Source organism: Acidimicrobiales bacterium, assembly GCA_022452035.1.
Lineage (GTDB): Bacteria > Actinomycetota > Acidimicrobiia > Acidimicrobiales > MedAcidi-G1 > UBA9410.
Genome location: JAKURV010000013.1, coordinates 21965 through 34131 on the forward strand (window position 1 = coordinate 21965; position 12167 = coordinate 34131).

Consider the following 12167-nt stretch of genomic DNA (forward strand, 5'->3'; position numbering starts at 1 on the left):
CGTGAGGTCGACGGTCGGCCCACGCCCCCTCACTGGACAATCTCCTGCTCCGAGCGCCGCACACCCCGGTGGTACTCCTGCAGCGTTCGGACGGCCAACGGGAAGCGCTGCCAATCGGCCAGCCCACGGGCGGCGGCCAGAGCAGCGTTGGCCGTGGTCATTAGAGGAATCCCCTGGGCGCCCGCAGCGGCGCGGATGTGTTCGCCGTCGGCCCGGGGGCCACGACCGCGGGGGCTGTTGACCACCATCTGGACAGCGCCCGACCGGACCAGTTCCACGGCGTCGGTGCCCTCCTCACCAAGCTTGGCCACCACGGTGTCGACCGGCACCCCGTTGGCCCGGAGGTACTCGGCCGTACCGCTGGTGGCCACCACGCCCAGGCCCAGGTCCTGTAGGCCTCGGGCTGCCTCCAAGCCCACCACCTTGTCCCGGTCAGCCAGCGACAGGAAGACGGTCCCCGACTCGGGCAGGGCGCCACCGGCCGAGATCTGGGACTTCATGAAGGCCAACCCGGTGGTCAGATCGATCCCCATGACCTCTCCGGTGGACCGCATCTCCGGCCCCAAGACCGGGTCGGCTTCCGGGAACCGGTTGAACGGCAGGACTGCCTCCTTTACCGCCACGTGGTCGCCGACCACCCGCTCGCACAGCAAGCCCTCGTCTCGCAGCTCAGCCAGGGTGGCCCCCATCATCACTCGGCTGGCCACCTTGGCTAAGGGCACGCCGGTGGCCTTGGCCACAAACGGCACGGTCCGCGACGCCCGGGGGTTGGCCTCGATCACGTAGACCTCATCGTCTTTCACGGCGAACTGGACGTTGATCGGACCCCGGACGTCCAACGCCTCGGCGATAGCCAGCGTGTGGTCCTCGATGCGGGCCACCACGGACGCCGACAGGTGGGGTGGCGGGATCACGCAGGCGCTGTCGCCGCTGTGGACGCCGGCCTCCTCTACGTGTTCCATGACGGCACCGATCATCACGTCACCGAGACGGTCGCGAACGGCGTCCACGTCGACCTCGGTGGCGTCCTCCAGGAAGCGGTCCACCAGCACCGGGCGCTCGGCCGACAGGCCGCCCTCGATGCCCAGGCTGCCGAAATCGCTCATTTCGGCCATGGCCCGGACCATCTGGGCGTCGTCGTAGATGATCTCCATGGCCCGACCTCCAAGCACGTAGGACGGGCGGACCAGCACCGGGTACCCCACCTGGGCGGCGATGGCCAGGGCCCCATCGGCGTCCACCGCCGTACCGCCCGGGGGTTGGGGAATTCCCAGGTCGCGGCACAGGGCGTTCCACTGCTCGCGATCCTCGGCCAGGTCGATCGACGCGGAGCTAGTGCCGGCGATCAGCTCGGGGGGCAGTGTGGCGGCCAGCTTCAGCGGGGTCTGGCCGCCCAGCGAGACGATGATGCCCATCGGCTGCTCGGCATCGATGATGTTGGCCACGTCCTCCGGGGTGAGCGGTTCGAAGTAGAGGCGGTCACTGGTGTCGTAGTCGGTCGACACGGTCTCCGGGTTGCAGTTGACCATGATCGTCTCGAAGCCGGCCTCCCGCAGAGCAAAGCTGGCGTGCACGCAGCAGTAGTCGAACTCAATGCCCTGGCCGATCCGGTTGGGGCCCGACCCCAGGATCATCACTTTGGGCCGGTCGGACGGCCGGACCTCGTCCTCGTCCTCCCAGGCCGAGTAGTGGTACGGCGTTTCGGCGGCAAACTCCGCTGCGCAGGTGTCGACCGTCTTGTAGGTGGGGCGCACCCCGGCCGCCTCGCGATCTGACCGCACGTCGGCGACGTCCCGGTCCCACAGATGGGCCAGCTGGGCGTCCGAGAAGCCCATCTGCTTGGCCCGCCGCCAGTCGCCTCGTCCCATGGCATCGGGTCCGACCGACTCCAGGTGCAGGCGCTCTTCGCTGATGGCCAGGATCTGGTCGAGGAACCAGGGGTCCACCCAGGTGGCCTGGTGCACCACGTCGGGATCCACCCCACGGCGCAGCAGGACCTCTAGTTGGGCGACTCGGGCCGGCGTGGGCACCATGGCGGCGGCCAACAGGGCCTCGTCGTCCAGGGCGTCCAGGGCGGCCTCAGCCGGATCGCCGTTTAGGCCGAGGCGGCCGTTCTCCAGGGACCGCATGCCCTTCTGCAACGACTCGGCGAACGTCCGGCCGATAGCCATGACCTCTCCTACCGACTGCATGGACGTCCCCAGCACACCAGACGTGCCGGGGAACTTCTCGAAAGCCCACCGCGGGATCTTGGTCACCACGTAGTCGATGGTCGGCTCGAAGGCGGCTGGTGTCTCCCGGGTGATGTCGTTAGGGATCTCGTCCAGCGTGTATCCGACGGCCAGTTTGGCGGCGATCTTGGCGATCGGGAAACCGGTGGCCTTGGAGGCCAAGGCCGACGAGCGGCTTACCCGTGGGTTCATCTCGATGATGACCTGCTGACCGGTGGCCGGGTCCACGGCGAACTGGACGTTGGACCCGCCCGTCTCAACGCCCACCCGGCGCAGGCAGGCGAAAGCAGCATCCCTCATCTGCTGGTACTCGACGTCGGACAGTGTCTGGGCGGGGGCCACGGTGATGGAGTCGCCGGTATGGACGCCCATCGGGTCGAGGTTCTCTATGGAGCAAATGACCACGCAGTTGTCGGCCCGGTCCCTCATTACCTCCAGCTCGTATTCCTTCCACCCCGCGATCGACTTCTCGATCAGGATCTCGGAGATGGGGCTGGCCTCGATGCCCTTGGCGGCCGCTGCCTCGAACTCCTCAGGGTTGGAAGCGATGCCGGTCCCGCGGCCCCCCAGGATGTAGGCGGGGCGGATAACCACCGGGAGGCCGATATCGGCCACCACCGTCCGGGCTTCGGACATGGTGTGGGCGATGCCTGACAGGGGCACGACCAGGCCGATCTCCTGCATGGCCACCTTGAACCGCTCCCGGTCCTCGGCCGTGGCGATGGCCTCAGCGTCGGCCCCGATGAGCTCCACCTCGTACCGGTCCAGTACCCCGGCCTCGGCCAGTTCCATGGCCAGGTTCAGGGCCGTCTGACCGCCCAAGGTAGGCAGCAGGGCGTCGGGACGCTCCCGGGCGATGATGGCCTCCATGACGTCGAGGCGGAGTGGCTCTACGTAGGTGGCGTCGGCGAAGTCCGGGTCGGTCATGATGGTCGCCGGGTTCGAGTTGGCCAGGACGACCCGGTAGCCCTCCTCGCGCAGAGCGCGACAGGCCTGGGTGCCCGAGTAGTCAAACTCGCAGGCCTGGCCGATGACGATGGGACCCGAGCCGATGAGCAGGATGCTCCCGATGTCGTTCCGACGGGGCATCAGCGCCGACCTCCGGTCGGTGCCGGGCCGCGGACCAAGGCCATCAGGTCTTCGAACTCGTCGAACAGGTAGCGGCTGTCGTGGGGGCCGGGGCCGGCCTCCGGGTGGTACTGCACGCTGAACGCCGGCACGTCAAGGCAGCGGATCCCTTCTACGGTTTGGTCGTTGAGGTTGACGTGGGTCAGCTCGGCCGCCGGGAGTGACCCCTCGGCCACGCAGTAGTTGTGGTTTTGGCTGGTGATCTCCACCGCTCCGGTCGACAGGTTGCGTACGGGGTGGTTCCCGCCGTGGTGGCCGAACGGCAACTTGTAGGTCTCGGCGCCCAGGGTGCCAGCCAGTAGTTGGTGGCCCAGGCAGATGCCGAAGACGGGGACCGCTCCGAGCAGGGCCCCGATATTGAGACGGATGTCGTCCAGCGGACCGGGATCACCGGGGCCGTTGGATAGGAAAACCCCGTCGGGATTCCGGTCCAGTACGTCGGCAGCAGGGGTGGAGGCCGGAACGACGGTGACCTCGCCCAGGCCGGAGAGATGGCGCAGGATGGTGGCCTTGATGCCGAAGTCGTAGGCCACGATGCGCCGGGCGCCACCCGTGGAGGCCACCACGGTCGGGACGTCGCAAGTCACTGAGGCCACCAGGTCGATCCCGTCGGTCCCGGGTTCGTCCGCCGCAGCGGCAGCCAGGGTGGCTACGTCGGCAGTACCGAAGGCCCCGGGCATGGCCCCGGCGTCGCGGAGGTGACGAGTGAGCCTCCGGGTGTCCACCCCGGCGATCCCGGGAACGCCGTGGGCCTGCAACAGCCCGTCCAGGTCCCCGGTGGACCGCCAGTTACTGCGCCGGCGGGCCAGGTCGCGCACCACAACGCCCCGGCAGAAGGGGCGGCGGCTTTCGTGGTCGTCGTCGTTCACGCCGTAGTTCCCGATGTGGGACACGGTGAAGGTGATGATCTGCCCGGCGTACGACGGGTCGGTGACCACCTCCTGGTAGCCGGCCAGCACCGTGTTGAACACCACTTCGCCGGTGGCAACGCCGCCGTCCGGTTCGGCGCCGATGGCCTCACCCTCGAAAACCTCGCCGTCGGCCAGGACCAGGGCGGCTTCGGTGACCGTCCGACGGCTCACCGGCGGGCCTCGCCGTCCACCACGACCGGTTCGCCGGCGCGGAGAGTGTGGCGGACCCGACCCCGCAGGTGGCGGCCCTCGTACGGGGTATTGCAACTCCGGCTGGCCATAGCCGCGCCGGAGACCTTCCAGACCTCGTCGGGATCAACCACGCATAGGTTGGCCGGATTCCCGGGCAGAATCGGCGCGCCATGCCGGTCGGCCACCCCAGCGATGGCCGCTGGCTTCCAGGAAAGCAGGGCCAGCACCTCGGGTAGGTCCAGCCCCGACTCGCCGAGGGTCAGGGCGAAGGCCGTCTCCAGGCCCAGCATCCCCGGTGGGGCCTGATCGAACGGCAGCTCCTTGGCATGCGGGGCGTGCGGCGCGTGGTCGGTGGCGATGGCGTCGATGGTCCCGTCGGCCAGCCCGTCTCGTATGGCCTGTACGTCGGCGTCGGTGCGCAGTGGCGGGTGGACCTTGAATACTGGGTTGTAGGAGGCGCATGCCGCGTCGGTGAGGGTGAGGTGGTGGGTGGTGGCCTCGGCGGTCACCGGAAGCCCGGCGGCCTTGGCCCCCCGCACCATGGCTACCGACGCTGCGGTGGACAAGTGCTGGAAGTGGGTGTGGGCCCCGGTGAGGCGCACCAGGGCGATGTCGCGCATGACCATGAGCTCCTCGGACTCGGCCGGCTGGCCAGGGATCCCGAGACGGGACGACCACTCTCCCTCGTGCATGAAGCCTCCGGTTGAAAGGGCCGTGACCTCGCAGTGCTGGGCCAGGACCACCGGACGGCCTAGGCGGCCGGTCAGGCCGGTGCTGTACTCCATGACCCGGCGCATGAGGCGGGGATCCTGGAGGCCGGTCCCGTCGTCGGTGAAGATGCCCACCCCGGCGTCTACCAACTCCCCCATGGGAGCCATGTCGGTGCCCCGTCGGCCCACCGTCATGGCAGCCGAGGGGATGATCTCGCAGGTTGACCGTCTTCCCAGCGTCCGGACCTGTTCGACTACAGCCACGCAATCGGTGGTCGGGTCGGTGTTGGGCATGGCCACTAGGGCGGTGTAGCCCCCCAGCGATCCGCCCCGGGCCCCCGTCTCGATGGTCTCGGCTTCCTCCTGGCCCGGCTCCCGGAGGTGGACGTGGAGGTCCACAAACCCGGGCGAGATCACACAGCCCGAGGCGTCCAGTTCCACATCACCCGACAAGCCGGTACCTACGGCGGCGATCCGACCGTCGTCTCCCACCTCGACGTCTAGCGTGCGTTCGCCGTCTCGGTCGATGATGCGCCCTCCGCGCAGGACCACGCTCACCGGTCGGCTCCCTCGGGTCGGGCGTCGTCCCCTACGGGCTCAGCGTCGGCGGCTACCAGTTGCTGGCCCGAGCCGAGCAGCCGGAAGAGGACGGCCATCCGGACCGAGACCCCGTTGACTACCTGATCCAGGATCACCGAGCGGGGGTCGGCTGCCGCCTCGGCAGAAATCTCCACCCCCCGGTTGGTGGGTCCGGGATGGAGCACGAGGGCGTCGGACCGCATGCGAGCCACTCGGTCGGCGCTCAGACCGAAGTCGTTGGCGTACTCGCGTAGCGAGGGGATGAGGCCCTCGGTGATGCGTTCCCGCTGTATCCGGAGCAGGTATACGGCGTCCAGGTCCACGAGCAGCGGGTCGAGTTCGTGTAACACGGTGACTGGCCAGCCCTCGATGGCCGGGGGGAGCAGGGTGGCGGGGGCCACCAGCACCACCTCGGCGCCCAAAGCGGTGAAGGCCAGGATGTTGGACCGAGCCACCCGGGAGTGGCGGACGTCGCCCACGATTGCGATCCGCATCCCGTCCAGCGAACCCCGCTGCTCTCGCAGCGTGTAGCAGTCCAGCAGGGCCTGGGTGGGGTGTTCGTGGCAGCCGTCGCCGGCGTTCACTACCGACAATTCGGTCCAGTCGGCTACCCGGTGGGCGGTGCCGGCCATGGCGTGGCGGACCACCAGGAGATCGGCGCCGTAGGAGGCCACGACCTCCACCGTGTCGCGCAGGCTCTCGCCCTTGCTCAGCGACGATGAGCCGGCGCTGAAGGCCACCGTGTCGGCCGAAAGCCGGCGGGCTGCCGTCTCGAACGACATGCGGGTGCGGGTGGAGTTCTCGAAGAAGGCAGTAGCCACCGTCCGGCCCCGCAGGGCCGGGACCTTCGGGATGGGCCGTCGGCCGATCTCGGCGAATGTGTCGGTGAGGTCCAGAATCTCCTCGAGGTCCGAACGGGACATGCCGTCGATTCCCAGGAGGTGCCGTCCCAGGCCGCCCCTGGGTGGGGACTCCAGGGTGGCGCTCACTTCTCCATCACCCCAAGGTCCACCCCGGTGACGTGGACGTCGACCACCTCGTCGCGACGTGTCGGCAGGTTCTTGCCGACGAAGTCGGGTCGGATGGGCAGTTCCCGGTGCCCGCGGTCGACCATGACGGCCAACTGGATCGACCGGGGCCGGCCGAAGTCGCAGATGGCGTCCAGCGCGGCCCGGATAGTCCGACCGGTAAACAACACGTCGTCGACCAGCACCACGATGCGGCTGTCCAGGTCGGTGGGAAGCTCGGTGGCTGCCTCGGGAACGACCGGCCTAAGGCCGATGTCGTCGCGGTGGAGGGCCACGTCCAGGGTGCCGAGCGGAGGTCGGATCCCCTCGATTTCCTCGAGGGTTTCGACTAGGCGTACGGCGACCGGGACCCCGCCGGTCTGCAGCCCGATGACCACCACCTCGGACAGACCGTGGTTCCGCTCGATCACCTCGTGGGCCATCCGTCGGACGGCCCGTCCCATGTCGTCGGCGGTCATGATCCGCGCGTGGGACACAAAAACGCCCCCGAACGGGGGCGTTTGGCGTCGCTCTCTTTCGGCCATCGGCCTCGTTCTCCTCGATCCGTTCGGGCCTCGCGGGACCCGCTTCACGGTCGAGGGGGCAGCCTACACGCGCCCGGTGGCCCCGCCTCCCACGACCCCCGAGGGTCGGGCCATCAGGACGGTCCGGCCGTCCACCGGGCGGCCCAGGTCCTCGAAGCCGGCCGTCCGGGCCACGGCCAGCGAGCCGGCGTTGTCGGGGTCTACCTCGGCCACCAGCGCTTCCAACCCCAGCGGGCCCAGGGCCCACTGGGCCAGCAGGCTCACCGCCTCGGTGGCCACTCCCCGGCGGCGGTGGGCCGGGGCGGTCCACCAGCCGATCCGGGCCGTCCCCCGATCACGGTCCACTGCCGAGAGGCCTACTTCGCCGTGCACAACAGCCCGGTCCGGTTCAGAGAGGTCCACGACCACCAGGTCCAGGGCCAAGCCGGCCGTCCGGCGACCGGCACACCCGCCAATCCAGTCGGCGGCTGCCGCCTCGTCGGCCGGATCAGGGACCGGCATCCGGCGGCGTACCTCCGGGTCTGCCCAGGCGGCTGCCAGTGCCGATGCGTCCTCCGGTGCCCAGAGCCGGAGGCCGTACCGCGTCCCGGCCAGCGGTGGCTCGGGCAGCGGCAGGGCAATCACGCCGGGTCGCCCTCCGACCCGCGAAGTTCCCCGGCGATCCCTGACACCACGCCGTTCACGAACCGCGACGACCGCTCGGTGGAATACTCGCCGGCCAGTTCAACCACCTCGGCCAGCACAGCCGCCGTGGGTACGTCGTCCCGGTGGGCCAGTTCGTAGACGGCCATGCGCAGCAGGGCCCGGTCCACAGCGGGCATCCGGTTGGTCGTCCATCCCTCTGCGTACCGGCCGATGACGCCGTCCAACTCGTCCAGCGAGGCCGCGACGCCTTCCACAAGGGTCACCGCATAGTCGGCAGGAACGACCGGCTGAGCGGCCAGCACCTCAAGAATGTCGGTTTCCCGGGCCTCGGCGGCATACAGAATCTCGAGGGCCGTCTCGCGGGCCTCCCGGCGGGAGCCCATCGGGTCGTTGGACCGGGACATGGTGGGGTGGTCAGGCCCGGCTGAGGTACTCGCCGGAGCGGGTGTCGACCTTGACCCGCTCGCCGCTCTCGATGAACAGGGGGACCTGTACAACCAGGCCCGTCTCCAGGGTGGCCGGCTTGCGGGCACCCGACACCCGGTCGCCCTGCACCCCGGGCTCGGTCTCGGTGATTACCAGTTCCACGGCAGCCGGGAGCTCCACCCCGATCACCTCCTCGCCGAACAGCAGGATTAGGGCCGTGGCCTGCTCAACCAGGTACTGGGCGGCGGCGCCGAGGGCTGCTGGGGCGAGGTTGCGCTGGTCGTAGGTCTCGTCGTCCATGAACACGTAGTCGGCACCGTCCCGGTACAGGAACTGCATCGACCGCTTGTCGATCATGGCCCGTTCGACCTTCTCGCCGGCCCGGAATGTCCGGTCGACAACGGCCCCGGTCCGGACGTTGCGCAGCGTGGTACGGACGAAGGCGTGGCCCTTGCCCGGTTTGACGTGCTGGAACTCGACGACCTGCACCAGGTCCCGGTCGAGTTCCAGGGTCATGCCGTTCTTCAGGTCGTTGGTGGTGATGGTGGGCATGGTGACTCCGAGCGAGGATGGGTGATGGGGAGGGTCGGCCTCACGGGTCCTTCGGTGAACGGGTGAGCGCACGGTGGCCCTCTGTGGTGACCAGCACCGTGTCCTCCCATCGCACGCCGCCGAAGCCACCCAGGTAGGCCCCCGGTTCGACGGTGACCACTTGGCCGGTCCGCAGGGTACCAGTGGCGGTTGACGAGACTGCCGGGCCCTCGTGGATGTCTAGGCCGACGCCGTGGCCGGTGCCGTGGGTGAAGGCCTCCCCTAGTCCTGCGGCGTCCAACGAAGTGCGGCAGGCGGCGTCCACCTCGGCGAGGGGCACGCCATCGGCCACCAGAGCGAGTCCGGCCTCCTGGGCGTCCAGGACGGCGGACAGCAGGTCGGCTTCCTGGCCGGAGCCCGGCCCTCCGACCCGAAAGGAGCGGGTCATGTCGGACCGGTAGCCGTCGAACACCGCCCCGAAGTCGCACACCACGAGGTCTCCGTCGGCCAGTGGTCGGGAGCCGGGTCGGGCGTGGGGCAGGGCGCTGTTGGGGCCGGCAGCCACGATTGTCTCGAACGCCCGGTCCGACGCGCCGCCGGTCCGCATGGCGTGGTCGAGGGCCAGGGCCAGGTCGGCCTCCACGGCGCCGGCGACCATGGTCGGTTGCACTTCGGCTAGTGCCCGGTCGGCAATGGCTGCCGCGGTGGCGATTCGTGCTACCTCGCCGTCGTCCTTGACCTCTCGCAGTGCCTCGACCAGGCCGTCGGTGGCTACCGGGTCGTCGTCCAGCAGTTTGGCTAGGCGCTGTTGTTCGGACCATGTGACCGATCGGGCTTCCAGGCCGATCCGCGTCGACCCGTCGGCCAGAGCCGAGACCGGTGACCGATCGCCACCTCCGACTACCTCGACGTCGACCGCTGTTCCTGCGTCAGCTATCTGGGTTGGGGCCTGTTCGCTGTATCGCCCGTCGGTGATCAGTACGGCTCGCCGGTCATCGACCCACAGGTTTCCCGCGGAGCCCGTGAAGCCGGTCAGATAGCGGACGTTGGTCGTTCCGGTGACCAGCAGGGCGTCGACCCCGGCGTCGTCGAACAGGGCGCGCAGGCTGTCGAGCCGGTCGGCCACAGCCAGCGGCGGCAGCCCGTCGACCGTTCCGTCGCTCACCCGTCTAGGAGGTCGGCCACCGCCTCGACTGCCATCCGGTAGCCGGCAGCTCCAAAGCCGGCGATTGTCCCGTCGGCCACCGGGGCTACCACCGACGTGTGGCGCCATGGTTCGCGGGCTGCCGGGTTGGAGAGGTGGAGTTCCACGATTGGGCCGTCGAAGGCCGCCAATGCGTCGTGTATAGCCCACGCGTAGTGAGTGAAGGCCCCTGGGTTGACCACGATGCCGGCGCACCTTCCCCGGGCGTCGTGGATGGCGTCCACCAGTTCGCCTTCGTGGTTGGACTGGACGTGTTCCAGGGCCAGACCCCGGGCAGCGGCGGCTGCCGTGGCGCCGGCCACGTGGTCGTCCAGGGTGGCTGATCCGTAGATGTCCGGCTCTCGTTCGCCCAGCAGGTTCAGGTTCGGTCCCGACAGGAGGAGCACGGTGCGGTCGCTCATGGTCGACATCTTCCCACGACAGTTGTTTGGTCCGGTCGCCGGTTGTTGCTCATCGGACGGCTTCGAGGGTGTCGCGTACCAGTCCTGGGTCGATGCTGGCTACCACCTCGATGCCCGTCGGGCCGTCCAGGGCGAAGGTCAGGCCGTCGACGGCTTTCTTGTCGCGGGCCATGGCGGCCATCAGGTCGTCGGTTTGGGCGCCTTCGGGTAGCGAGCCGGGAAGGCCGTAGCCGTCCACGATCTTTCGGTGTTCGGCTACCCGGTCGCTGTCGATTCGTTCGAGGGCTCGGCCCAGTTCGGCGGCGTAGATCAGGCCGATGGCTACCGCTTCGCCGTGGCGGAGGTCGTAATGGCCGGTGCTCTCGATGGCGTGGCCGAGGGTGTGGCCGTAGTTCAAGACGGCTCTTCGTCCGGCGTCTCGCTCGTCGGCGGCCACTATGCCGGCTTTGATTTCTACGCAGCGGGCCACCCGCTGGTCGAAGGCCAGGTCGGCTAGGTCGTCGCCCCCGAGGAAGTGGTACTTGGCCATTTCGCCCAGGCCGCAGCGCATCTCGCGTGCGGGCAGGGTGTCCAGAGTGGACGTGTCGCACAGCACGGCTGCCGGTTGCCAGAAGGCGCCGACCAGGTTCTTGCCCTCTGGGAGGTTGACGCCGGTCTTGCCACCGATCGCTGCGTCGATCTGGGCCAGCAGTGTGGTGGCGACGTGAACCACGGGCAGGCCGCGGTGGTAGGAGGCGGCGGCGAAGCCGGCCACGTCGGTGACCACCCCTCCGCCTACGCCGACCACGGCGTCGCCGCGAGTCAGGCCCCAGGCTGCGAAGGCCCGGCAGAGTTCCTCGATGGTGGACAGTGTTTTGGCCGTCTCACCGTTCGGGATGGGAAAGATTCGGTGGTCCACGCCCGGGTCCACGGCAACGGGAATGTCGGACTGGGTGACGACAGCGACCCGTTGGACCCCGGACGGCAGTACCGAAGCCAGTTCCTCCGCTGCTTGCGGGCCGACCAGCACGGGGTAGGACCGGCCTTCGGGCAGTGCCACCTCGAGGCGGATCATCGGACGGCTCCGTCGGTGGCCGGCAAGGCGTCCACCACGAGGGCGCCGACCATCGAGATGTCCAACCCATCGGTGTCGATCACCGTGTCGGCGGCTGTCTCATAGGCCGGGGCCCGCTCGGAAGCCAGACGTCGCAGTGCTTCGACCGGATCGCTGTCGGCTAGCAGGGGGCGGCTTGATGGGTCGCCTACCCGGGCGGCCAGCGTCTCGGGTGTGGCCCGCAGCCACACCACAGTTGCCTCCTGGGCTAAAACCGCCCGGTTGGTTTCCCGGCCCAGGACGCCTCCGCCGGTGGACAACACGATGGGGTCCACGGCCTGCATCTGGAGGCCCAGGGCCTGCTCTTCCAGGTCGCGGAAGGCTTCCTCTCCGCCTTCGTGGAAGATCACACCGATGGAGCGTCCGGCCAACTGGGTTACCGCTCGGTCTAGGTCTACGTGGCGGCAACCCAGACGAGAGGCCACCGAGGCTCCGACAGCCGTCTTGCCGGCCCCCATCAGGCCGACCAGTGCCAGGTGGCGGGGGGGCGTCACGGTGGGCTCGGAGTCCATCGGAACAGGCTAGCGATGGCCGTCGCGGCGGCTGGGATGATTCTGGCCGCCG

General features: G+C 69.1%; 12 protein-coding genes. All 12 read right to left on the minus strand.

Going from position 1 to position 12167, the window contains the following annotated elements; translation table 11 throughout:
* Window positions 1-29 precede the first annotated feature (29 nt).
* The 12 genes from carB to MK181_06190 all read right to left on the minus strand — a co-directional run bounded on the left by carB (window position 30) and on the right by MK181_06190 (window position 12115).
* Entirely contained in the window at window positions 30-3320 is a 3291-nt protein-coding gene (carB, locus tag MK181_06135; protein ID MCH2419377.1) for a carbamoyl-phosphate synthase large subunit, read from the minus strand.
* Window positions 3320-4441 (minus strand): glutamine-hydrolyzing carbamoyl-phosphate synthase small subunit, encoded by a 1122-nt coding sequence (gene carA / locus MK181_06140; protein ID MCH2419378.1) that lies wholly within the window; start codon window positions 4439-4441, stop codon window positions 3320-3322. Before carA ends, carB begins: the two co-directional genes overlap by 1 nt.
* Entirely contained in the window at window positions 4438-5730 is a 1293-nt protein-coding gene (locus MK181_06145) for a dihydroorotase (protein ID MCH2419379.1), read from the minus strand. Before MK181_06145 ends, carA begins: the two co-directional genes overlap by 4 nt.
* On the minus strand, window positions 5727-6740 hold the full coding sequence (locus MK181_06150; GenBank protein MCH2419380.1) for an aspartate carbamoyltransferase catalytic subunit: 1014 nt from the start codon (window positions 6738-6740) through the stop codon (window positions 5727-5729). The genes MK181_06145 and MK181_06150 overlap by 4 nt, the downstream gene beginning before the upstream one ends.
* Window positions 6737-7255, minus strand: a complete 519-nt coding sequence (gene pyrR / locus MK181_06155) for a bifunctional pyr operon transcriptional regulator/uracil phosphoribosyltransferase PyrR (protein MCH2419381.1) — start codon at window positions 7253-7255, stop codon at window positions 6737-6739. Before pyrR ends, MK181_06150 begins: the two co-directional genes overlap by 4 nt.
* Before the next feature lie 111 nt (window positions 7256-7366).
* A complete protein-coding gene (locus MK181_06160) occupies window positions 7367-7927 on the minus strand; it encodes a GNAT family N-acetyltransferase (protein ID MCH2419382.1) in 561 nt (186 codons plus the stop codon).
* Window positions 7924-8352 carry a transcription antitermination factor NusB gene (nusB, locus tag MK181_06165; GenBank protein ID MCH2419383.1) on the minus strand — a complete coding sequence of 143 codons (429 nt, stop codon included), beginning with the start codon at window positions 8350-8352 and terminating at the stop codon, window positions 7924-7926. The genes MK181_06160 and nusB overlap by 4 nt, the downstream gene beginning before the upstream one ends.
* Window positions 8353-8362: 10 nt before the next feature.
* Window positions 8363-8926 (minus strand): elongation factor P, encoded by a 564-nt coding sequence (gene efp / locus MK181_06170; GenBank protein ID MCH2419384.1) that lies wholly within the window; start codon window positions 8924-8926, stop codon window positions 8363-8365.
* 40 nt (window positions 8927-8966) lie between these two features.
* Window positions 8967-10070 carry a Xaa-Pro peptidase family protein gene (locus tag MK181_06175; GenBank protein MCH2419385.1) on the minus strand — a complete coding sequence of 368 codons (1104 nt, stop codon included), beginning with the start codon at window positions 10068-10070 and terminating at the stop codon, window positions 8967-8969.
* Window positions 10067-10510: a type II 3-dehydroquinate dehydratase gene (gene aroQ, locus MK181_06180; GenBank protein MCH2419386.1), complete on the minus strand. Its 444-nt coding sequence runs from the start codon at window positions 10508-10510 to the stop codon at window positions 10067-10069. Before aroQ ends, MK181_06175 begins: the two co-directional genes overlap by 4 nt.
* Window positions 10511-10559: 49 nt before the next feature.
* Window positions 10560-11564, minus strand: coding sequence for a 3-dehydroquinate synthase (locus MK181_06185; protein ID MCH2419387.1), 1005 nt, complete (start codon window positions 11562-11564; stop codon window positions 10560-10562).
* A complete protein-coding gene (locus MK181_06190; GenBank protein ID MCH2419388.1) occupies window positions 11561-12115 on the minus strand; it encodes a shikimate kinase in 555 nt (184 codons plus the stop codon). The genes MK181_06185 and MK181_06190 overlap by 4 nt, the downstream gene beginning before the upstream one ends.
* Window positions 12116-12167 lie beyond the last annotated feature (52 nt).

Excerpts from the sequence above, each read along its gene's own strand:
- carB (MCH2419377.1), bottom strand. The coding sequence starts at position 3,320 with ATGCCCCGTCGGAACGACATCGGGAGCATCCTGCTCATCGGCTCGGGT.
- nusB (MCH2419383.1), bottom strand. The coding sequence starts at position 8,352 with ATGTCCCGGTCCAACGACCCGATGGGCTCCCGCCGGGAGGCCCGCGAG.
- efp (MCH2419384.1), bottom strand. The coding sequence starts at position 8,926 with ATGCCCACCATCACCACCAACGACCTGAAGAACGGCATGACCCTGGAA.
- aroQ (MCH2419386.1), bottom strand. The coding sequence starts at position 10,510 with ATGAGCGACCGCACCGTGCTCCTCCTGTCGGGACCGAACCTGAACCTG.
- MK181_06185 (MCH2419387.1), bottom strand. The coding sequence starts at position 11,564 with ATGATCCGCCTCGAGGTGGCACTGCCCGAAGGCCGGTCCTACCCCGTG.
- MK181_06190 (MCH2419388.1), bottom strand. The coding sequence starts at position 12,115 with ATGGACTCCGAGCCCACCGTGACGCCCCCCCGCCACCTGGCACTGGTC.